Below are 23175 nucleotides of genomic sequence, written 5' to 3' on the forward strand. Positions count from 1 at the left end.
AGAGTTTACAAATGCAGCAAGTAGCAATGATCACAGGAGCAGGCAATGGGATCGGGGCCGCAGCAGCAAAACTTTTGGCTCAACATGGGGTCCATGTCGCTGTTCTTGATGTACAAGAAGAAAAGGCACAGTTAGTCGCCGAAGAAATCAATCAGGCAGGCGGTCAAGCCTTACCCATTCGCTGTGATGTCGGTCAACGAGCGCAGGTTGAAGAAGCCATCCAGCTTGTGGAATCGCATTTCGGGGATGTCACCATCTTGGTCAATAATGCAGGAGTGGGCGGACCATTCCACCGGGTAGACGAAGTCTCCGATGAAGAGTGGGATTGGATCATGAATACCAACCTGAAGAGTGTATTCCTATTTTGCAGAAACCTGTTGCCCAAGATGAAAGAAAGGAACTACGGGCGGATCGTAAACATCGCTTCTATTCAGGGCTTGCTAGGCTCTGCACATTCATCCACCTACGTCGCTTCCAAACACGGCATGATCGGCTATACGAAAACCATTGCTGCGGAATGGGGAGAGCACGGGATTACTTGTAATGCCATCTGTCCGGGGTATGTGGATACCGCGATGGGCGTACGTCCGGAGGATATTTCTGATTATATGAATCGGGTCATCGCCAAAAGCCCGGTAAAACGTGTAGCTCATCCATTGGAAATCGCCCAGATGGTTTATCATCTCGTCGGACCACATAGCGGGTACATCAACGGAGCCAGCATCACCATGGACGGCGGGATCAGCAGTCACATCGGAATTACGGATCAGTTGTCCTAGTTCGGACATTTAGAAAAGGCCGCACGCTCGATCAGCTCCCACCGGGCATGCGGCCTTTTTTCCCCTATAAAAAGCGACGATGTACCTTCTTCCCATCGTACGTAAACAACACTTGTCGGTCCTCCACCATCGATTCCAAATGAACGGATTTTCCCCATAGGGTATAGACGTAAGGCAATGTTTTTTCTACGTATTTGACATCCAGCTCCAGCCCCTCGAAATGATGCTTCAAGTACAGCTCGCCGGAGCGTAAGTAATCACCATCGTGCACGAGTACATAAGGGAACCCCCCATTAACCCGTGTGCCCGCAAGACCATCGCGTACCTTTTCCCACTGCTTTTCCGCGACAACCCAATCGTTGCCCTGCTTGCCGAACATGTACAAATCCAGATCACTGACGAGGTCCTTGGTCAGGAAGTTGCGAATGAAGCTGATGTCGGACTCCAGCTCGCGCACCTCGAAAAAGAGCGTCCAAAATAACATAAGTAGGGGGATAGAATGAAATGACGAGGTTCTTTTAATTGAAAACACTGGACCTACTATTCAGGCAGATGAATTTCAACGCCTTTTTAAACTTGGCTTTAGAAGATACAAGGGGCAAGGTGTAGGTCTTCTAGTAGTCAACGCAACTGTTAAAAAATATTACGGTAAAGTAAAAGTATTTTCTCAAGAAAGCATAACCCAGTTTACTCTTGCAGTTCCAATAATCAAGAGATAAAACAAACCCGTCCTCTCAAAACAGGGACGAGTTTGTTTTATCATGAGTTTTGGCAACTAGCTTGCTACATTAGTTAAATATTTTTAATTATATTGTATGCATCTTCAAGGTCCTCAAGTCCATCGTTACTAGCATCAACCAACTCAGATGCTGTTATTGCTGCTGCTCCTCCAGCTGCTATTGCACCAATGACTGTAGATACTGTTAATACAGCAATCCCTAGCTCAGCCGCTAATGCGCTAGTTAGAAGAGAAACCTGGTCACGTGCGTCCTCAACACCATCTGCTTTTGATACAAATATTGCGATATCAGCAGCATGATTTTCTTCCCCTACATATGTCGATGTATACGTTTTAGCAGACCCTCTATCTAGGAAAAAGTTTGTAGTTTTGTAGGACTCAAGTTTGTAGTAATCTTTCGAAATCTCGTCATATTCAGCCAAATATCCACCTGACACTCCATTATAAGATGCCTTCAGAGTATTTTCTGATCCGGTATACGTTTGGTTTAAAAATTCTTCACTTAATTTTTCTCCATTAAGATAATATTCACCAGATGCTGTAATTATAAATTCGTCAACCTTTTTCCGTTCCTCATCTTCCCCCTCGTTATAGTCCTCGACAATGTCTTTTTCTAATGTAATTACTTTTGTACCATCTTCCTCCACTTTCACTTCTCGAGTCACATCTGTTTTTACAACCCCAATGACATTATTGTTCTCACCCTTAATTTCTCGTTCATACGAGAAGTTATCAACGAGGTTTTCACTATCAGGCAATTTCTCTGCGTATATACTGCTGGCCGACAATGTTAAAACTGCAAATGCAAGAGCTGAGGCAATGATTTTCTTGAAATTGTAATTCACTGTAATACCTCCCAAAATTTGTTATATTATATTTTGATTATTTACTAATAGGCTTGTTGTGTAAATAAATAAATTCCGATTATTATTGTCATTAATCGACAAATGTACATAACAAAAATCCCCCTATAACTAGGAGGACTTGGTTTAAAAATATAAATCTACTTGAGATTTTTATATGAGGTATGCTGTTTTTTTTGTTTTATTAAAAATAACAAAAGCAGTATCACAAATATTATTAACATACTGTAGGAATAGAAATCTTTGTTCCGCAAAGCCAATAATCCAATTATTACAATTAGGGAAATACCTATGTTTTGTTTATTGTATTTTTCAAACTTGTACTTATAAATACTAAATAGCAGTATTAATAAAACTATTATTGGAGCAATAAATGATATTGATAGGAAATCAATCAACATACTTACGCCTCCCTCTTTTTATAAATCCATTTTTAACGACTTAATTATGATAATATTTTTGGATAAATATGTAAACTACAAATTAAAAAGTCTATATCATCGATCGGAAAATATTCTATTTAATCACCACTATATTGTAGCAATCCTGTAAAGTGCATACATTGGGAGTTACTCGTAAGTAATCTTCACAATGTCTAAGAAGGAGCGTTCCTGAATTGTACCGTTTTCATTTACATGAACTAGCCTGGTACGCGAATTAAGAACCCTAATCCGTCCTCGCTCTTCCTCTGGTATCCCCAAAACCTTTAACCTCCCTTCATCGCAGCCTTTTTTTGAGTCAAAGCGATGATCTCCCAATCCCTCTTAATAATCCCCCTGCGCTAAAACTCAGATAATGAAGTTTAATGATTCCAGTTTATCTTGTTTAAAAATAGACATAGTTACTAGTTTATCGTCTTCCTTCATCTGTATGTACATTGCTCGTTGCTCCACAATACAATACTCATTTATCATCTCGTCGGACCACATAGCGGGTACATCAACGGAGCCAGCATCACCATGGACGGCGGGATCAGCAGTCACATCGGAATTACGGATCAGTTGTCCTAGTTCGGACACGTAGAAAAGGCCGCACGCTCGGTCAGCTTCCACCGGGCATGCGGCCTTTTTCCCCTATAAAAAGCGACGATGTACCTTCTTCCCATCGTACGTAAACAACACCTGTCGATCCTCCACCATCGATTCCAGATGAACGGATTTTCCCCATAGGGTATAGACGTAAGGCAATGTTTTTTCTACGTATTTGACATCCAGCTCCAGCCCCTCGAAATGATGTTTCAAGTACAGCTCGCCGGAGCGTAAGTAATCCCCATCGTGCACGAGTACATAAGGGAATCCCCCATTAACCCGTGTGCCCGCAAGACCATCGCGTACCTTTTCCCACTGCTTTTCCGCGACAACCCAATCGTTGCCCTGCTTGCCGAACATGTACAAATCCAGATCACTGACGAGGTCCTTGGTCAGGAAGTTACGAATGAAGCTGATGTCGGACTCCAGCTCCCGCACCTCGAAAATTTTCGCGCGTCCCTCTCCTGGCTTGCGTCCGAAGCGTTCCTGCTCTTCCTTGGTCGGATTATCCCAGCGTTTCTCAATGTCCTCCAAAATTTTCAGACCCAAATGATACGGATTAATGCTCGTCGTCGAAGGCTGAATGACGGAGGAATGCAGCTTGGCAAACTCGATCGTCTCCGATTCTGTCAGCTCCATTTCCCGCAGGATGCGCATATGCCAGTAGGTGGCCCAGCCTTCGTTCATGATCTTCGTCTCCATCTGCGGCCAGAAATACAGCATCTCATCCCGGATGATCGTCAGCACATCCCGTTGCCAATCGTCTAAGATATTGCTGTATTCCATAATGAACAGCAGGAGGTCTTTTTCCGGCTCTGGCGGGAATTTGCGTGGTGCTTTTACCAGCTCGGCTTCCTCTTTTGCTTTGCGGTCCAATCCCCAGAGATCGTCATATGGGGATCGCCGTTCGTTCTTCGTCTTTTTGTTCATTTCCTCTGGCTCTCGTTTCCACCGCAGCTTTGGACGCAGCAAGCTCGGATCGATATGCTCCTGAATCGCCAAGCTCGCATCGAGCAAATTCTCGACAGCATCCTTGCCGTACTCGATTTCATACTGGCGAATCCGCTCTCCACTGGCCGCCATGCTTTCGACCATATCCCGATTGGTGTTAGAGAAGCGCACATTGTTTTTGAAGAAGTCGCAATGAGCAAGGACGTGAGCCACAATGAGCTTGTTTTGGATCAAGGAATTGCCGTCCAAAAGAAATGCGTAACAAGGATTGGAGTTGATGACGAGCTCATAGATTTTGCTCAGATTCAGGTCATATTGCAGTTTCATTCGGTAGAACGACTTCCCAAAACTCCAATGAGAAAATCGTGTCGGCATTCCATACGCGCCAAATGTATAAATGATGTCAGACGGGCATATCTCGTATCGCATCGGGTAAAAATCAAGATTGAACCCTTTGGCGATCTCGGTAATTTCGTCAATGGATCGCTCCAGTTCGTTTCGCTCGTCGTTGGTCAAATCGTTTCGCCTCCCCCTTTTGCCGTCGGTCTACTTTATGTATATGGGGGACCGTGCTAAAAGACGCCAGCATTTAGAAAAGATATTGCTTTTAATTCAAACAAAATAATCAACTATTCCCCTAATATATTGCGAATTATCGGCTGGTAAATTTGATATGAACGGAAACTTCATTGGAGACTATGAAATCAAAAAAGAAATAAGAGTTACCAAAAATTCAAATTATACTGGTGGTAATCTTGAAGTAGATGTAAGAGAATCTACTATAATAGACCCTTGGTTCTGAGATGAGGTGAGATAATTAAAACTTTTGGGTACTTAATTACTTTCATACTCAACTTAATAGTAGCTTACTTTATTTACGATCAATCCAGCTATGTAAAACCTCTATTGCAGTCTATTTTTATAGTGGCCTTGATCGTTATAATGGATTTAATCTCGAATAAAAAGAGTAATCAAGTAAAGCACAAATAAGATGCATCTAAACAGCCTTAGTCCGGTAGTAGTTCGGATTAAGGCTATTTCTGTAAATTTGCTCTGTTATTCATCCAGAAAAAAAGGCATCCCCGACTGGAGACACCCTTGATTTGTTTTTCATCTTGCTACTTAAGCCTTGAACCAGTCGCGTACACCAGAATAAATAAGAGCTCCCGAGAATACGACCACAGCGATGAGACCAACTCCATCTACCAGCGGGTCCAATCCATTTAGGAAGGAACCAGCCACTGGTGCTTTCAACAATGCGTAACCACCGAGGAGACCTCCAACGTTGGAAATCCATTTGTTCATATTACGTCACCTCCCGTCGCAGCAGCCTGTAAGCGTTGCCACTACGATACTTTACTCTATGTAGGAGGTTGACAAGCGGCTTGTATGGTAGTCCAAGGCATGTTCACCAAATTACAATTGGGCTTTAGTGGTTGTTCAAAAAATCGACTTTTGATCACGAAGTAATTCTGCAGGCATATTCGACATCGAAAGTGACGTTCACCTTCAAAGTCCGGTGCTCATGTAGGTTCCCTACACTCCGCTCCTCCTTCTTCAGGTTCTCGCCACTTTCTCGGTGCTGAAAAGTCGACTTTTTGAACTTGGATTTTTAAGTTAAAATAGAGAACAGACAGATGTACAGGTTATGTGAATAAAGGAGTGACGCACTCATGAAGCTGTTTTTGATGCTTGGCAGTATCAGTGGATTTCTTTCGGTTGCGTTAGGAGCATTCGGAGCACATGCACTGAAGGAAAAACTGGACGCCTATTCGCTGGGCATTTTCCATACGGGCGTGACCTATCAGACGACACATGCGCTGGCTCTGGTGCTGGTTGCCCTGTTGCTCAAATGGTACCCGGATTCTTCTGGCCTCGTATGGGCGGGCTGGTGCTTTGCAGCCGGAACCTTGGTCTTCTCCGGCAGCCTCTACACGCTGGCAATGACCGGTATTAAGGTTCTCGGAGCGATTACCCCGATTGGCGGCGTTTTGTTCCTCGCTGGATGGGCGCTGCTTGCGATTCATGCTTGGAAAACCGTATCGTAGACAAAAGCTTGCTAAAGGTTGGGATTCTGACTCCCAGCCTTTTTTCTTTACGCCATGACTTCATCGGAACTTTGCCTGCCAATAACGCCAACTCCTGACACCCTCTATCGACGATTGCCATATGCTGTAGGGTTAGCAGTTACCCCACTCACAAGGAGAGGAAATCATGACAAAGCCCTCCTATACACGCCCCTCGTACTTTTATAGCGGAATACCAGATGTCTACATGCAGATGGGGTACTATCCGTTTCCCACTCCTTCTGCTACGGAACAGCTGAGTCGGAGTGTTCACATTCCGTATGCGATGTCGATGGCGGATCAATGTAAATACTTTATGGGGCAATCGGAAAAAATGATCGTGGGCGATGGGGCTATCGGGATCGCTACCTTGTCGAATCCCTTACGCTCCGGTGTTCATTTATTTGTCCACCATTGGATGATCACCAATCCATCCCCGCACCCGATAGAAGCACATTTTTTGTTTGGCAAAGGCTCCTCCCTCACTGGTGCAACTCTCTCACGTCAAGTGACTTCTGGTTATGTTCAACTCCCCGCTTGTCCCGCCGCCCAAGGGCAACTTTTGCATGGCACTGGTATGGCGGATACCTTTTCTGATCACATCCATACTGCCACGCGAATCATTCCGGCGTCCTCCACCGTTGAGGCGACCCCTGGTGGACAGTGGATTCTCGGACCAGGAATTGCACTCATCGTTCGCGTTCCAAACACAGGTGAGAAGACATCCTTTTCCTTTTCAATAGACTGGTGGGAACAACCCGTATATGGGTAGCTCTCACTGGAATGCTTGACGGACAAGTATAGCCGCAACTAAAAAGGGAACCCCCAAAGGAGTTCCCTGTCATTTCACTTTGTATTTTCCCTATACCATGTTGAAAAGCCAATTTTCACGTGATAAAATGAGAATTGGTCTGTTGGTCAATTGTCAATATGTAACTATTTTATCTCCAATATAATAGTACCACATTCACTTTCGATTGTCAAACCTTCAGGCCAAAAATGGGGAACGAAAAAGGAGCGGTACCATGAGCGTGACTGATCAAGATCGGCAAAACGAACAACTACGTGTTGAACGAGTCATCTCAGAGATAAAGAACCGAATAGATGACCTCAAAGAGCATGTGAATGTCGTAAGCGAGGATATCATCGGAATTCGCAAGCATTTTTGGGACGATGTAACAGTCAACTTCGAAGATGCCATCGAAGCTGTCGAGACTTACGCCAGTATTAAGCAACAAGCGGAAGTCCTGTCCGAACGTGAACGCATCCATCGCCATGCCCAAAATCAGTTGCGTACACTGCAGCGATTGTTGCACTCTCCCTATTTTGGCAGGATTGATTTTCAAGAAGAGCTGGAATCGAAGCCAGAAGCCATCTATCTCGGCATTGCTTCCTTGCTGGATAAAAACGATGAAGAATTTCTCGTCTACGACTGGCGCGCACCGATCTCCAGTCTGTATTACGACTACGCGCCGGGGCCAGCAGAGTACAATACCCCAAGCGGAAGCGTAAGTGGAGAGATTACGTGCAAAAGACAATACATCATTCGCGATGGCAAATTGCTGCACCTGTTCGATACGGGCGTGACGATTGGTGACGAGCTGCTTCAGGAGGTACTCGGCAAACAGGCTGACTCGCAGATGAAAAGCATCGTGGCCACGATCCAGCGGGATCAAAACCGCATCATCCGCAACGAACGTAGCCGACTCGTCATCGTCTCCGGAGCTGCCGGTAGTGGAAAAACGTCAGCGGCTTTGCAACGAATCGCTTATTTGTTATACCGTTATCGCAAGACATTGACCGCGGAGCAAATCGTCTTGTTCTCGCCCAACTCCTTGTTCAACAGCTATGTCTCGACCGTTCTTCCTGAGCTCGGCGAGGAAAATATGCAGCAAACGACTTTTCAGGAATACGCGGAGCATCGTCTCGGTGACGACTTCCGTCTAGAAAACCCGCTTGAACAGATGGAGTATGTACTGACAGCAAGTGATCAGTCTGGATACGAGGCGCGGCTGGAAGGAATCCGTTTCAAATCAAGCGACTTGTTTTTGCAAGCCATGGATCAATACGCAAATAGCCTGAAGGAATCTGGTATCCTGTTTCGCCCCGTTACATTTAGAAACCAGACTCTAATCAGTGCTGCGCACATCCATGAACTGTTTTATTCTCTCGATACGAGTCTGCCGATCCCCAATCGGATGGTACTCGTTGCAAAATCACTGCTGACAGAGCTGAAAAAACGGGAACAGCGTGAACGATCAAAACCATGGGTAGAAGAGGAAATGGAGCTACTTGACCGAGATGCTTATGTAGCTGCCTATCAATCGCTGCGCCGCAAAAAGCAGTTTCGGGAGGATACCTTCGATGACTTCGAACGCGAGCAGGAGCTCTTAGCCAACTGGATCGTCAAAAAGCAGTTTCAGCCACTACGCGATTTTATTCGGGAACTACAATTTATTGATACGCGCGCTATTTACCGCCAGCTCTTCTTGTCACCTGACTTGCTCGGGACGCTTGCGCCAGACACTCTCCAACACGATGTATTGGACAATTGGCCCGCAGTGTGCGAACAGACAGCAGAGCGTTTAGAACAACAGTATTTGGCATGTGAAGATATCCCTCCTTATTTGTATTTACAGGAACGATTGGAGGGTAAGCAGACGAACAACCTCGTCCGTCATGTCTTTCTCGATGAAGCCCAGGACTACTCCGCCTTTCAGTTCGCTCTCATCAAGAGCTTGTTTCCCCGTGCCAAAATGACCGTGCTGGGAGACTGGAATCAGGCGATTTACGCCCATGCGTATCACCAGAATAGCTTTGATGCTGTCACATCCCTGTTTGAGCCTGAAAAGACGGAGACCTTCGTCCTGACCAAAAGCTACCGCTCCACCTATCCCATCGTCTTGTTTACACGACAACTTTTGCGAAACGGGGATATGATTGAGCCATTTATGCGCGACGGTCGCTTGCCAACGCTAACCAAAGTGACATCACCTCAAGCTCATACCGATCAAATCGAAGCGCGCATACGTGAGCTCGCCGATCGTGGTCATCAGACGATCGCTGTTATCACCAAAACGCTAGAGGAAGCCCAAGCCGTTCATGACGCTTTGCAAGAGAGATTGCCGATTCGCTTGATCAAGCCCGCTACTCTTTCCTTTGAGAAGGGAATCTTGATCATTCCCTCTTACTTGGCAAAAGGGGTCGAGTTCGATGCGGTCATCCTTTATGATGCTTCGGCCACATGCTATGGCGAAGAAAGTGAACGCAAGCTTTTTTACACGGCATGTACACGTGCCATGCACGAGCTGCACCTTTACTATTCGGGTGAAAAAAGTCCATTTTTAGAAAACGTTTCTCCTGTGTATTACGAGCTGTTTGTTTAAAAAAAGAGATCCAGCTGACCACTTACTGGTTCAGCCGGATCTCTTTTTCACCTTTTTAGACCCACACAAATCGTGACAAGCAACAGGATCAAATTCAGCTCATAACCGCCAACAAACCCTTTCGCCCATTTCACCGTCACAATTGCTCCTGCCATGATCGCAGCTAATCCCCAGGCAGCATATCTCGCCCCGACACCGATGATCAGCGCGAGACCGCCGATCAGTTCTACGATCAACACCAGATACGCCAGCCACCCCGGCAAGCCGAGATCTCCAAACGTCGTCACAACAACAGCCATCCCTTTTTGCAGCTTGGCTATGCCATGAATGAAAAACAAGATTCCCGTCCCGATCCGTAATAATGCAAACGCTTTTTCGTAAGCCATCTTATTTTATTCTCCCTCCCTCCACCACTACCATATGCCCACTTGTAGACAATCAGTCTTGTGCTCTCCGGCGGGACAACAGTTCAAAGCTCTGGTGCTTACAACGAGGGCAGCCGCGTTTTTTCAATTGTTCTATCGTCACTATTTTTGCCTGTGCCCCTACCTGGATCGATCTTTTGCAACGCTTGCATTGATACTCACGCTTGGAAGGAGCCTCTTCGCCTGTGTACAGCGACTCCAGAAAAGGATGCTTGATCGTCGGAGCCGTCAGCTCTGTGGTGGTGAGCACGATCATCTGTCCCTTGTTTCCAATCATTTGCGCCGCTTCGTATTCATTGAAATGACTGAGCACCTCTCGTACGGTCAAGCCTGCCAGCACGAACTCCCGTTGCATATTCAGCGTGAAATCAGGCGATTTATGCGCAAAGGACAAGAAGACGGATAGTCCTTTTTGCTTTTGCAGCCCACTGATTCCACGGGATAAAAACAAAGCCATTCCTTGCAGCGTATAAGGCGGATCGGTGAAAAAGCAATCGTACCCACCCTGCAGCTTCTTCGGCAGCGGCTGCCGCAAATCAGCCTGATGGCAGGCCACGGTCAATGCTTTTTGCTTGGACACATCCGTAATGTACTGGAGAAAACGTTCATCGATATCGACTACGTCAATTTGCCCTGGACGTTGCTGATTCCCCGGAAACAGGCGCTTGAGCAAAAGCCCCAGCGAGATGCTGACCAAATCATCATCCCCGACGCATAATATTTTTTTGCCCACCAAGCTCTGATGCCGCAAGCATAAGATTGCCCTGCGCAAGCTCGTCTCGACTGTGCATTTGGACTGATCGATCTGTACATCGACTTGCGGACGCCCAGCAAAAATCGTCTCCATTTCCGCTTGCAAGTCAGCCAGCTCGGTTTTCCAAGCTTCGTCGTCTCTCATCAGCTTCTCGTACAGCTCTCGATCCAGCCCACCAAACCCTAGCTTTTGCTCAATGAACGCTTCCCCTTCTGCGGTGCACCTCACCCCGTTCCCCTGCTGTATGGCACCGGCCTTGATCATTTCTTTTTTGATCGCAGTCGCCACAGGTACAGGCAAGAGCACCTTTCTCGCCAGCTCTTTCGTAGGCAAACCCGGATGAAAATAACACGCGAGCAGAAACTGTTCGATTACACGCTGGCCTTCTTGTAAACGCACTTGTTTATAGGTGTCTTCGATATAATTTTTCATGTAGAAAACCTCTTTTCAAAAGGGATGGACCCATCATGCATGCAAAAAAGGCAGAGCATGAACATTCGTTCATCTCCGCCTTGAGGGCATACATTCGCTACGTGCGCGTGGATAGTCACGCAAAAAAACCGTGCGTAAGAGCACGGTTCCCGTAGTCGAGCAAATGGGTAGATGGATGACCGTAAGTTCTTAACTAATCAAGGCCTCCCTTTTTCCATAGCAAATAAGCCGACATGAAATGTGGTTTTTGCCAAAAATACTGGGAGTACCCTATCCAATTGCCTAGTTAAGAACACACACCGACATCAAAACGTCCCCTTTTGAAAAAGATACTTTCCATTATACGGTACTCGCAATCAATCGGCAAGAAGCTACATGGCAGTCTCTACAATTGCAATTCTAGGCTGCTTCCGCTTTTCATGCAGCCTACGTCCCAGCCAATAAAAGATCAAGCTAACCAGCGCCAATACTGCCATGACCAAAAACATCACGGGGCCACCATATGCGGTGAGCACCATCCCACCTGCCCATGGTCCAAGGAAGCTGCCCAGCATCGTTGCGCTTTGTGCCCCGTAGTAAGTCCCTCGCATATTCGCTGGACTGATCTCATCGATTTGCGCATACTCCGCAGGTATGATCAAGATTTCCCCTAGCGTAAATACGATCATCGCCGTAATAAACCAAGCCCAGTCTGGCGAAAAAGCAAAGCCGACTTCTCCTATGGCCATCAATACAGCGCCACCTGCTATCCGTGTAAACAAGGAATAACGCTCAACCAGCCTCGTCACTGGAATTTGCAAAAGCAAGACGGTAAATCCATTGACGCTCATCAATGTTCCAAACAAGGCGACTCCCTCTGAAAAGTTTTCCCGCAAGTATTGGGAGAGCGTAACAGACATCTGACCGTACACCGTCACTAACAGGATTCCGCCTGTGACAAATGTAAGAAGGACGACATCCCTTCTGAGTACTTGCCAGATCTCACCCAAACTAGCTCTCTCTACCTCTCCGTTCCCCCCAGCATCATCGGTGACGCCACATCTCCGACATGCCACTAATAAAATGATGGCAAAGCTCACCAAGGATACCGCAGTCAGAAAAAACGCCAGATTGCTGCCGGAAATCCCCAAAAAAGCACCGAGCATAGGACCAATCGCGAAACCTAGATTGTTCGCAAGATAGCGGTTCGAGAACACACGAAAACGTCTATGCTCGGGAGTCAAGTCGCCCATCAGCGCTTTTGAAACCGTCGCAAAAATCGAAGCCGCAAATCCCATAACCATGCTGATTAACAGCAAACCGATCGGATGAGCCACCGTAATGAATCCGATAATCGAGCACGCCATAGCAAGCAAGGAAAAAAACATCAGCTTTTGTCTGCCAAACAAATCCGAGAGAATCCCGCCAACAAATCCTCCTACTGTTCCAGCCAAAGGACCTGCACCGATAATCAGTCCAATATAGGCATGAGAGAGCTTCGTCGTTTCACCGAGATAGATGGCCAGGAAAGGGATACTCATCGATTGGGTGAGCTGAACGAACACCGTGCCTGCCATCAACAGATGAACAATCGGGTGATACGCCTCCCACACTTGCCTCATTTTGCTCATACTGATTCAACCTACCCTCTCAACAAAATCATGCCATTTCCGTAAGTAATATCACTCTGGTGTATGGAAGAAGGAACGCAGTAAGACCGGGAGACGCTCGACGAAGGCTTCTCGCAGACTGTAGTAGGAAATCGTCGTACTTCCTGTGTAGTGAGCACGAATCAGACCCGCTCTGCGTAACGCCGTTACATGATGATGGACGGTGCTTTTTGCTAAGGATACTTGCTTCTGTAATTCACCGAGGGTGCACGTCTTTTTTGCCAGGCAGCGCAAGATTTGCAGACGCTTCTCATCCGCCAAGCACTGTGTAATAGGCAACAGCTCCAGGAGCGGCTGTGGTTTGGTCGTTGCCGCATCTTTGACAGGGTACATGCAAGTAGCAAGTCCCAGATAAAAGTCGAGAACAGAAGAATGGGCACAATGATATTGCGGGATCAGTACAACCTCTCGCAAATCTGCCATCGGCTCAATCCAGATACCGTTCGTAACATGATCGACCAAATCGATTGGAGGCGTTTCTTTGGCGCGGACTGTCAGCTCATCGGCGCTCCGTTGCAGACTCTCCAAAATGCGTGGGTCCACTTTCGAAAAATAATGTTCATTCCACCGGGTAAGCAACGATAGGCTGCGATCACGGATTTCTCCCAAGTTCAGTGGGATTGTCTCCACCCATGGCGCGAGGCGCTCATAAATTTCACCGGGAGGGATGCTTTCCAGCCACCCAAGAAATTCTTCAACGGATTTGGTCCGGGGTGATTGCGCTACAAGCAGCACCAAACGGTGGAGTACCTCCCAGCGTTCATCTGCGAGTTCATCTGCAAAAGAGACCGGGAGCTTTTGTTTTGTCTCCTCTAACCAAGCCGTACCAAGCAAACAATGCTTGCGCTCCTTCTCGTAGATGTAAGTGTAAAGGCTAATGATACATTCATACGCAGGAGACCATTCTACTCTGATCGAATACAACCCATTCATTCTATCACCATCGAACGTTTAGTTTTTTTCAGTGTATCATTCTTTCTGGAGATTGCATAGCTACTTTTATAAAAAACAGTAAAACCCCGCCAGATTTACTGACGGGGCTTATCTACCAATCCTTTTATACAAACGGCGGGTCCCACGCTTTTTTTCGCCAGCCCAGCCGATGATCAACTACGTTCAAATCACGATCCAAGACAACATCTACGCCAAATGGCAGCTTGCGGTTGTACCAAAAACGCACATCGCTCCACGTGACTTCATAACCGTCGGCAATCTCCTTCCACGTGACGTGGATTCGTTGAGCAAATCCGAGAAAAGCACGAACTCCGTCCACACCGACAGTAGCCTGGATGATCGCATCACGCTGCTGCTTCGGATACACATCCTCTAGTATCACACGTGCATACTCGATTCTCCCTGTGTAAAACAGTTTCTCCGTCTCTACGACGAATCGCCAGTGAAAAGGATGTATACTCGGGAAAACATGGGATATGCCTCTTGTTTCCAACGCCCTTACTACCCGCTTGACGTTACGCTGATGCTGCCAAGCCCGCACGCCAATATACAGGAGCGTCATCCCATATGCTCCCGGAAATAGCACGCTGGGATCTCCGTTAAAAGCTATCCACCATATCGCCGCTGCCAAATGAACCGCGAACACCAGTGGCTCAAAAATCGCGAGCACATCCAAATGCACCCAGCGCTTGCTAATAGGTCGAATACATTGAACTCCATAGGCGTTTAGCATATCGAGAAAAACATGCAACACAACAGCCAACAGCGTCCATCCGTACAAAATCCCGAACTGCCCCATGAGACCAAACCCCCAGGCAAGAGGAAGACTGATGATGAGGGGCCACAGAAACAGGGCGGGAATCGAATGAGTAATTCCCCGATGAAAGCGAATGTAAAAAGAAATACCGCGAAGTCTGGCCACAGTGTCGAAATCCGGGGCATGAGATCCCACTACCGTTGCGATCATCAGCGCCTGAGCAAGCGCCGGATCATGTGCCACTGCTGGCGTGATATGGGCTAAGCCCGCCAGTGTGACACCCAACAAAAGATGACTGCCAGTGTCCATTACGATGCCTCCCTTTGCAAGTACTCCCTTCCCTTTTACTGTACGAAAAAATAGCGAGGATTCTATAAACCGCAGGTAAAGGTTATCCGAAGATTTCGTCTGCGATGTTAACAATCTCTCAACGAAAAAGCAGCCTGTCAGAAAAGCGACAGACTGCTTGGAGCTTATTTATTCGTGAATTTATGCTTCTTCTGTCAGGCACAGGAATTCGTCGATGTCTGCCACAGCCAGATCAACAGCTTTTTGCCAGAACTCAACTGTCGTCATATCCTCGCCGAGATGCTTCTTCGCCAAGTCCTCTACCATCAGGCGGCCCGTATCTTGGAGCAGTGCATCATATTTCGGTGCGAAGCTCTCGCCTTCTTCGAGTGCACGCGCATAGACACTCATGCTAAACAAGTACCCGAATGTGTACGGGAAGTTGTAGAAAGGATACGACGTGATATAGAAATGCAGCTTGGATGCCCAGAAGTGCGGCTCGTAATCTGCCAAAGCGCCATTGTACGCTTGCTTTTGCGCCTCTTCCATGATTCGGTCGAGATCAGCCGCGCTAACGAGACCTTCTTTGCGCTTCTCGTAGAAGTTTTTCTCGAAAATAAAGCGAGCGTGGATGTTCATGAAAAACGCGACGATGGATTGCAGCTTATCTTCCAAGAGCACCAGTTTTTCATCGTCATTGGCTGCATTTTTCACAGCAGCGTCAGCGAGAATCATCTCTGCGAAGGTAGATGCTGTTTCCGCTACGTTCATCGCGTAGTTTTGGTTAAGTGCTGGCAAATCCCACATGACTTGCTGATGATACGCATGCCCCAGCTCATGTGCCAGTGTGGATACATTGCTTGCGCTTCCTGCATACGTCATGAACACGCGAGACTGCTTGCTGACTGGGAAGCTCGTGCAGAATCCGCCTGGGCGCTTGCCAGGACGATCCTCTGCCTCGATCCAGCCCTCATCGAATGCCTTTTGCGCAAACTCAGCCATGCTCGGATTGAAACGTTTGAAGTGCTCAACGATCAGGGCAGCTGCTTCATCGTAAGACACTTCTTTATGTACATTCCCGACTGGAGCCCCTACATCGTACCAGCTCAGCTTGTCTACACCGAGCAACTTCGCCTTGCGCTCCAGATAGGCAACCAAACGATCCTTGCGATTGTCGATAGCCTGCCACATCGCGTCGAGTGTTTTTTCCTGCATCCGTCCAATATCCAGCGGCTCACGCAGGACGGAATCCCAGTCGCGATGACGGTACAGAGAGAGACGGAAACCACCCAAGTGATTCAGCGCCTGCGCGCACAGCTCCGTTTCCTTGCCCCAAGCTTCTGTCCACTTTTCAAAAACATGGGCACGAACAGCACGGTCAGGACTGCTCATCAGGTTAGACGCTTGCCCGACAGACATCTGCTTCGTCTCTCCATTGACCTCAACCTCAATGCTCATACGTCCCACGACCGCATTGTACAAATCTTGCCAAGCGTGATACCCGTCTACAGCTAAATCGTTTGCCAGCACTTCTTGTTCAGGCGACAGCTTTTCCTGTGCACGGCGACGGCGCTCATTCAGCACAAAAGCAAGCGGTTGCACTTCTTCGTCTGCCAACAGATTCTCCCATGCAGCCTCGTCGATAGCCAGCAGCTTTTCTTCCCAGCGCGTCAATACTGCACCAAACGCAGCCGAGATGCTCTTCACACGCCCACCCATCAGCTTGGCTGGCTCATCCTTTACATTTTGAGCAGTCAGGCAGGAAATGAATGCACCTGCTTGTCTCACACGCACAGCAATGCTTTGGACCTGAGTGACAGCTTCCTTGAAAGCCGCTGTTTCATGCAAACCAGTGCTAGATTGTTCCAACCGAGCTTTCAGGTTCGCAATATCCCCTTCCAAAGTTCCTAAAAACGCCCGAAAATCCTCTGATTCACTACCACCAGGAAAAATCACATCCATATCCCAGCGTTGTGGCAATGCTTTTGTCATATGTACCCCTCCTCAAAAAACTCCTTCGATAAAAATATTTCTATAATAAGGTAGCTATTCCCTCCCCATTTATTCATATCGTTAGAAAAGCGACTGCCATGTAAGCAGTCGCTAACTTTTCACGCCTATTGAACAGGGATCGAAAACGTCTCCCCTTGTTTTTCAACAACGATCCTATCCCTCTCGTCCCCCGCTACTGCCAACAGACGCTCGAACGGCTCATCAACAGGCTCACGCGAGAGCACAAACGTATTCCAATGAATGGGCACCAGCCACTTGGCTTCAGTCTCCTTGAACATTTGCCATGCTTGCTCTGGCGTACAATGCGCTGCTTGATACGAGTCTGGCTTGTAGGCTCCAATCGGCATGAACACCAGATCGATAGGCCCGAATTGCTTCGCCAAATTTTCCATGGAGATATAAGCAGTATCGCCTGGATAGAGGATGCGCACGCCGTTTTTCTCAATCATATAGCCGTTGTAGCCATATTCATGATTCCATGGAAACCGGTTGCCCCAATGGCGAACAGGAATCGCAGTAACCGTCATTCCTTCTTTGGTTGTAACGGCTTCTCCCGGCTGCATTTCCTCATACGAACCAAATGGCATATGCTTGAACAGGTTGCTCGTCTGGTGCGCCGTAATAACATGTGTGGAACGATTCGCTATTTTCTGCAAGGTAGGCAGATCGACATGATCCAAATGGGCATGCGATAGCAAGATGATATCTACCTCGCCAATCTCAGCAAAGTCGAGGGCAGGAGGCGTAAAGCGCTTGGGACCAAAATGGACACCTGCAAGCTTAATCCCGAGCTTCTCTCCCAAAACCGGATCCGTCAGTATTTTCGTACCAAACATATTCAACAGAATCGTCGAGTGGCCGATCCATGTAAATGTAACCTCATCATGACTCCAGTCGGCAGGCACTGGCTTTTTCGTGTCCAGATGACGAAACTCCGGCTTCGGAAGCTGTCCCATATGATACCAGTAGCGGTAAGCCACATAGCCAATCAATCCGATAAGGAGTACCCCCACTATGGAGCCTACCCATGTAAAAAAGTTGAGCATCAGACAACTCCCTTTATCTAGCTGTGATTTCCCCATTATAGCAAAAGGCATTATTGCTGTAGCAAGCCTAAAAAAGCGGCAAACTGCTTTTTACGCTTGCTTACTTCCACATGCCGGGCTTGCTATAATTGCTAAAGAAAAACTTAGAGAATCGAGGAGAAACCCATGATCCTGCACAAGGGAGAAGTCCTGTTTCGACAAGGAGAAACAGGACCGCTCTATCATCTGAAGAGCGGTCTGTTAAAAATCGTTCGGGTACATGCAGACGGAGCATTGACGCTGGTCAACATCATCGTTCCGGATGAGATCATTCCGCATCATTCGTTGATGAGCCCGAATCCCTATTACGGGACAGCAATCGCTCTCGTGACCTGTGAGGTCGAAGTGCTATCTGCCCCAGATTGGTATCGCCATCTGGATGACAATCCTGAAAAGTGTCGTGATATCGCGCTACAGCTGCAAGGGAAGCTACGTATGATGCAGCAGCGTATCGACCAACTGACCGAAGTCTCTCCTGCTGAAAAGCTTCGCAAGCTCCAGCTTTGGTTTCAGACATTCATTCCTGTCGCCTCGCTTTCGGAGTTGCTGACTCAGGATGAAATCGGTCAGCTCATCGGGCTTCGCCGCGAGACGGTAAATCGACTGCTGCGCGCTCAAACTGCGAAACGCGAGTAAGTTTGGTATTTTTCTATAAGATCCTCTTTATGCCAATGTAGCAGCCGGACCAAAAAACTCAAAATGAATATCGTCTGCTGGCACTCCCCATTCCAACAGAGCACCGTTGATCGTCTTCATGAATGGAATTGGACCACAGAAATAGTAGCTCGCCTCTTTTGTATCGATGACATTTTGCAGCCACGGCAAGTCGATATATCCTTCTTTCTGGAAAGCACCGTTCAATCGATCTTGCTCGGTCGGCTGTGTATAGCACCAGTGAACAGAGAGCTGCGGATGTTTTGCGGCCAGCTCCTCTACTGCCGGCTTCATGGCATGCACATTTCCGTTTTTGGCTGCGTGAATGAAAGTGATCGGACGATCTGTTCCCGATTTGATCAGTGTGTTCAGCATGCTGATCATTGGGGTCAATCCTACACCACCACTTAGCAGCACAACCGGCCGGCTGCCCTCTTGCTGTAAGGTAAAATCTCCAGCCGGAGCAGACAGCTGCAGGCTATCTCCTTCCTTCACTTCCTCTGACAAATAAACGGATACTTTTCCTGCTGGCTTATCTTGCATCGCATCCTCGCGTTTGACAGAAATGCGGTAGTACGCATTCCCTGGTGCATCAGAGAGACTGTACTGGCGAATGTGTGTAAACTGCTCACCCGGTAATTCTACCTTGACGCTGACATACTGCCCTGGCTCATAGCTGGAAATCGGTTGACCATCCGCCGGAACCAGATAAAAGGAAGTGATTACGTCGCTTTCCTTCACCTTGCGTTGGACGATAAACTCTCTGAAATCTACCCATCCTCCAGGCTGCCCGCTCGCCTCTTCATACATTTCGTGTTCTACACCGATGAAAGCATCAGCAATGACACCATACGCTTCTGCCCACGCCTGTAAAATCTCGTCCGTAGCGGCATCCCCAAGTACGTCTTTGATCGCAGCAAGCAGGTTTTCCCCAACGATTGGGTAGTGTTCGGCCTTCACTCCCAAGCTGCGGTGCTTGTGTCCAATCTGCTTCACAACAGGCAAAATCGTTTCCAGCTTATCAATATACAAAGCCGCAGCATACACCGCATTTGCCAGAGCGGCTTGCTGTCTTCCCTGCTTTTGATTGGCGTGGTTGAAAATATTGAGAAGCTCAGGGTGCTTAGCAAACATCATTTGATAAAAACGTTTTGTAATGGCAGTTCCATGCACCTCTAGCACAGGAACGGTTGATTTTATGATTTCAATGGTTTTTGGGCTTAACATCGTAGAACCTCCTTGAAGTGCTTCGTTCTTTCTATATTTCAAGTGTACGGGAGGTTCAGAAATACACATGTGATTCTGGTCACAGGAAATAGAAACAATTTGTGACAACTACAAAACGCCATAAGAAAAAGTCGTCCCCCAACTGTCTTGTTGCAAAAGTAACGATTGCCATGATAGCATATCAGCCAAATCTATCATTAAACAAAACCACTGAAGGTGAATGAATGCTAACAGTAAACCGAGATGACGAACGTCCAATCTGGCAGCAACTGCTGGACCAAGCGATCCATAATATTACCACCGGGAAATGGCAGCCAGGTGAATTGCTGCTCCCCTCCCGCGAACTCGCTTCTTTAATTGGCGTTTCCCGTTCCACCATACAGATTGTTTATGAGGAGTTATTTAGTCGCGGATACACGGTAACCTCTCGTCGCGGCGGGACTAGAGTTAGCGAATGGACTTATGCAACTCGTCCTTCAGAGGATGCTGCGCCAGAAGGACCTGTCCCTCCCGAATTGCCTTTATTAAACGCTACAATCGGTCATTTGCACGGTTGGTTCGGGGACAAAGATAGTCAAAAGGTTGAGATCGATTTCAGTCCCCATGAGCCATATTTGGACGAACAGTTTCAAAAGAATTGGAGACGTTCGTTTTTACAGGCTTCTACAGAAACGAATCTGGACAGTTGGGCTTATGGCAATGCCTATGGATACCAACCACTACGAGAACAGATTCAACGTTATTTGTCACTTGAACGGGGGGTTCATGTGAATATCGATCAAATCATGTTAACCTCAGGTGCACAACATAGCATCGATTTGATCGCCCAAGCCCTTTTACATGAAGGAGATAGCGTTTCTGTTGAAGATCCTGGCTTCCCTGCTGCCTGGATGGCAATGAAGTATCGGCGTATGCAAGTTGTCCCTGTTCCAGTTGACGAGTACGGGTTATGCGTAGACCAAATTCATCCGGAGTCCAAGCTTGTCTATGTTACGCCATCACACCAGTGTGCGGTTGGAGTAATTATGTCAGAACCTCGCAGGCAACAATTGTTACACATGGCTGCTGAGCAGCGGCTTTGGATCGTTGAGGATGATTACGACAGCGAATTTCGATATCGCGGCGACCCACTTCCAACCTTGTTCAGTCAGCGACCTCAGAACACGTTGTATATGATGAGTTTTTCCAAAATGATTGCTCCTGGTATTCGAATATCGGCAATCGTTGGTCCCAAAGAGGCCATTCGTCAGCTCGCCCAAGTCCATGAATTAACCTATCGGCATCTTCCGATTATGGAGCAATTAACGCTTACTCATTTTATTGAGCATGGGCATTTCATGCGCCATATGAGACGGGTTCGAAATGTATATCGGCGCAGACATGAAGCCATGACGAAGGCCATCATCACGACAGGTCTCGGCAAACACTTCACATTAAGCGGCGTAGAAACGGGCTTGCATATCCTTCTTGAAGCTGATAAATCGTTTGTCGAAGAAGCCGCGACGAACCTAGCACTCGAAAATGGAATCCGTGTTTATCCACTTAGCAAGTATTGTATGAAAAGCGATCGAAAAGGGTGGGTACTGGGTTTTGCTAAAGTAGATGAATCCACCATTGAAGAAGGCATTTTTCGTCTTGCGAAGATTACACGGTTTTACCAGGTTTGAACATTTTTTCTTCTTCCATTGCATTTTCTTTCGCAGTGATATGATATGGATCTATTCGGTACACCTGAACCGGACCACCGAATACTGCTGAACGGTATTTGTCTACGTGCTGCTTGGGTAAAGGCCGATTATAGTAGCCAGGCACATACTTATTCATCATTTCTTGCAACATGTGTGTAGCTTCATCCAGATCGACTATAGGCTGTGCCTTGCCAAAAATCATTACACTCATATACGCTGTGTCTGTCTTAGCTGGCACCGGATCAGTAATCGTTCCATATTCTTCACAAACCGTAAAACAGACCTCTGGATTAGCATCCATAACCTGATTTCTTCTCCCGCCGGTGGCTCCATGGAAATAAAGCTGCCCATTTGTCCAAACAAAATTGAGCGGAACAACATACGGCAAATGACCATCGACCATTCCAAGATGTCCGATTCTAGCTTGCTGCAAAAACGTCTCAATCTTGCTCTGATCCAATACTTCTCTAATTTTGTAACGCACTCCATCCATTGTTATCACTCCTATTATTTTGAAATATGCTGCAAGTTTATCAGCCATTGGAGTGAATATATACGTCCAAAACCACCAGATTGAAGCAATCCATAAGCTATCATCTAAAGCATGAGAAAACGAAAAAGCTGCCGGAACAACCCGGCAGCAGGTATTTTCTTATTACTCAGTATGATTGATTAAATGAGCAATTTCTTTCACTCTCTCCATTGTAATCCCTTCTCTTTGTTCAACGGCAAGTGGATGATTCGTTTGTTCTAATTCTATTAAGGGAACCGCACCAACTTCTTGTGTATGTACGAATGTCTTTAAGGATAGTGTAGTTTTTGGATAGACGGAAAGTTCAGTCGATAACCAACCAAAATAAGGTTTTTCATTTTCTCTTCCTTCTACATGCAGCAATTCATTCGATTTCAAAAAGTTTTCTTCACTAAGTGAGACCCAAACACTCCATATAAACTTCTCATTTGTATCCACTATTGGTATTTCAATATGTCCTCTAATAAAGAAATGCTGTTCATCAATTACACAAAAGTCTCTTATTAATTCTGTTCTTTTCTCTTCTGGTACCATGTAAAAATAATGTGGCGCATTCATTCCGTAACAGAAAGGAAGTTCATTTAACTCGTTGTTACAGTGAGGGCATTTCATGTTCTTTGCTCCTTATCATTTCTCGCCGATTTTTTATTTACATTACCACATATTTCATTACATGGATAATCTGCCAGCAAGTCTAATAGCTTGCAATAAAAGTTTCTTCCCCCACTACTGGTCGATAGCATCAAAGCGATTGCAATCGTCATAATATTAGTGTCAAGGCTGCTGCACTACAATTTGTGCTTGCGAATCCGGCAGTTGCTTCCATCATCCCTGATGCGAATGCTATCTGGGTGTTGAATAGCTCCACGCTGCTCAATTATCGAAAAAATGCGGTTGCTCTTTTT

20 protein-coding genes and 2 pseudogenes are annotated in these 23175 nt (G+C 46.8%); 8 read left to right on the forward strand and 14 right to left on the reverse strand.

Annotation, left to right across the window (positions count from 1 at the left end):
• The first annotated feature begins 11 nt into the window (after positions 1-11).
• Positions 12-779, forward strand: a complete 768-nt coding sequence (locus ACFVS2_RS23385; RefSeq protein WP_390238163.1) for an SDR family NAD(P)-dependent oxidoreductase — start codon at positions 12-14, stop codon at positions 777-779.
• A 64-nt stretch (positions 780-843) separates the two neighbouring features.
• Here ACFVS2_RS23385 and ACFVS2_RS23390 read toward each other — a convergent pair.
• Positions 844-1242, reverse strand: a pseudogene (locus ACFVS2_RS23390) (SpoVR family protein); the annotation flags it as partial.
• Positions 1243-1300: 58 nt separating this feature from the next.
• Between ACFVS2_RS23390 and ACFVS2_RS23395 the strand changes: the two are divergent.
• Positions 1301-1498 (forward strand): ATP-binding protein, encoded by a 198-nt coding sequence (locus ACFVS2_RS23395; RefSeq protein WP_390238330.1) that lies wholly within the window; start codon positions 1301-1303, stop codon positions 1496-1498.
• A 73-nt stretch (positions 1499-1571) separates the two neighbouring features.
• Here the strand turns inward: ACFVS2_RS23395 and ACFVS2_RS23400 are convergent, their stop codons facing one another.
• From ACFVS2_RS23400 to ACFVS2_RS23410, 3 genes are all read right to left on the reverse strand, one after another.
• On the reverse strand, positions 1572-2363 hold the full coding sequence (locus ACFVS2_RS23400; protein WP_390238166.1) for a hypothetical protein: 792 nt from the start codon (positions 2361-2363) through the stop codon (positions 1572-1574).
• 1091 nt (positions 2364-3454) lie between these two features.
• Entirely contained in the window at positions 3455-4876 is a 1422-nt protein-coding gene (locus ACFVS2_RS23405; RefSeq protein ID WP_390238168.1) for a SpoVR family protein, read from the reverse strand.
• A 606-nt stretch (positions 4877-5482) separates the two neighbouring features.
• On the reverse strand, positions 5483-5665 hold the full coding sequence (locus ACFVS2_RS23410) for a hypothetical protein (protein WP_390238171.1): 183 nt from the start codon (positions 5663-5665) through the stop codon (positions 5483-5485).
• A 368-nt stretch (positions 5666-6033) separates the two neighbouring features.
• Here ACFVS2_RS23410 and ACFVS2_RS23415 point away from each other — a divergent pair, with 368 nt between their 5' ends.
• The 3 genes from ACFVS2_RS23415 (at position 6034) to helD (ending at position 9812) form a co-directional block, all read left to right on the forward strand.
• Positions 6034-6408, forward strand: coding sequence for a DUF423 domain-containing protein (locus ACFVS2_RS23415; RefSeq protein WP_173620980.1), 375 nt, complete (start codon positions 6034-6036; stop codon positions 6406-6408).
• Positions 6409-6574: 166 nt separating this feature from the next.
• The gene (locus ACFVS2_RS23420; RefSeq protein WP_390238174.1) at positions 6575-7198 is read left to right on the forward strand and encodes a DUF6143 family protein; all 624 of its coding nucleotides are present in this window, start codon (positions 6575-6577) and stop codon (positions 7196-7198) included.
• A gap of 253 nt (positions 7199-7451) precedes the next feature.
• On the forward strand, positions 7452-9812 hold the full coding sequence (gene helD / locus ACFVS2_RS23425) for an RNA polymerase recycling motor HelD (protein ID WP_390238177.1): 2361 nt from the start codon (positions 7452-7454) through the stop codon (positions 9810-9812).
• A 47-nt stretch (positions 9813-9859) separates the two neighbouring features.
• Here helD and ACFVS2_RS23430 read toward each other — a convergent pair whose 3' ends face one another.
• From ACFVS2_RS23430 to ACFVS2_RS23460, 7 genes are all read right to left on the reverse strand, one after another.
• Complete coding sequence (locus tag ACFVS2_RS23430) at positions 9860-10198, reverse strand: DoxX family protein (protein ID WP_007722256.1); 339 nt, start codon at positions 10196-10198, stop codon at positions 9860-9862.
• A gap of 52 nt (positions 10199-10250) precedes the next feature.
• Entirely contained in the window at positions 10251-11423 is a 1173-nt protein-coding gene (locus ACFVS2_RS23435) for a bis-aminopropyl spermidine synthase family protein (protein ID WP_390238180.1), read from the reverse strand.
• A 371-nt stretch (positions 11424-11794) separates the two neighbouring features.
• Positions 11795-13033 (reverse strand): MDR family MFS transporter, encoded by a 1239-nt coding sequence (locus ACFVS2_RS23440; protein WP_173620984.1) that lies wholly within the window; start codon positions 13031-13033, stop codon positions 11795-11797.
• Positions 13034-13084: 51 nt separating this feature from the next.
• Positions 13085-14005: an ArsR/SmtB family transcription factor gene (locus ACFVS2_RS23445; protein ID WP_390238182.1), complete on the reverse strand. Its 921-nt coding sequence runs from the start codon at positions 14003-14005 to the stop codon at positions 13085-13087.
• 124 nt (positions 14006-14129) lie between these two features.
• Positions 14130-15092 (reverse strand): metal-dependent hydrolase, encoded by a 963-nt coding sequence (locus tag ACFVS2_RS23450; protein ID WP_390238185.1) that lies wholly within the window; start codon positions 15090-15092, stop codon positions 14130-14132.
• A gap of 180 nt (positions 15093-15272) precedes the next feature.
• Positions 15273-17063 (reverse strand): M3 family oligoendopeptidase, encoded by a 1791-nt coding sequence (locus tag ACFVS2_RS23455; RefSeq protein WP_390238187.1) that lies wholly within the window; start codon positions 17061-17063, stop codon positions 15273-15275.
• 125 nt (positions 17064-17188) lie between these two features.
• A complete protein-coding gene (locus ACFVS2_RS23460; RefSeq protein ID WP_390238189.1) occupies positions 17189-18130 on the reverse strand; it encodes an MBL fold metallo-hydrolase in 942 nt (313 codons plus the stop codon).
• A gap of 165 nt (positions 18131-18295) precedes the next feature.
• Here ACFVS2_RS23460 and ACFVS2_RS23465 point away from each other — a divergent pair, with 165 nt between their 5' ends.
• A complete protein-coding gene (locus ACFVS2_RS23465; protein ID WP_390238192.1) occupies positions 18296-18805 on the forward strand; it encodes a Crp/Fnr family transcriptional regulator in 510 nt (169 codons plus the stop codon).
• 27 nt (positions 18806-18832) lie between these two features.
• On the opposite strand, the gene hmpA is transcribed toward ACFVS2_RS23465, so the two are convergent.
• On the reverse strand, positions 18833-20050 hold the full coding sequence (hmpA, locus tag ACFVS2_RS23470; RefSeq protein WP_390238195.1) for an NO-inducible flavohemoprotein: 1218 nt from the start codon (positions 20048-20050) through the stop codon (positions 18833-18835).
• Positions 20051-20274: 224 nt separating this feature from the next.
• Between hmpA and pdxR the strand changes: the two genes are divergently transcribed.
• Entirely contained in the window at positions 20275-21717 is a 1443-nt protein-coding gene (gene pdxR, locus ACFVS2_RS23475) for a MocR-like pyridoxine biosynthesis transcription factor PdxR (protein ID WP_390238197.1), read from the forward strand.
• On the opposite strand, the gene ACFVS2_RS23480 is transcribed toward pdxR, so the two are convergent.
• Complete coding sequence (locus ACFVS2_RS23480) at positions 21695-22231, reverse strand: pyridoxamine 5'-phosphate oxidase family protein (RefSeq protein WP_173620992.1); 537 nt, start codon at positions 22229-22231, stop codon at positions 21695-21697. The two genes, pdxR and ACFVS2_RS23480, sit on opposite strands and share 23 nt — an antisense overlap.
• A 162-nt stretch (positions 22232-22393) precedes the next feature.
• Entirely contained in the window at positions 22394-22882 is a 489-nt protein-coding gene (locus tag ACFVS2_RS23485; protein WP_173620993.1) for a DUF2199 domain-containing protein, read from the reverse strand.
• A 120-nt stretch (positions 22883-23002) separates the two neighbouring features.
• On the opposite strand from ACFVS2_RS23485, the pseudogene ACFVS2_RS23490 reads away from it, so the two are divergent.
• Positions 23003-23112 (forward strand): annotated as a pseudogene (locus ACFVS2_RS23490) (aldo/keto reductase); the annotation flags it as partial.
• Positions 23113-23175: the final 63 nt, after the last annotated feature.

Origin of the sequence: Brevibacillus sp. NPDC058079 (assembly GCF_042885155.1) — a bacterium.
GTDB lineage: Bacteria > Bacillota > Bacilli > Brevibacillales > Brevibacillaceae > Brevibacillus.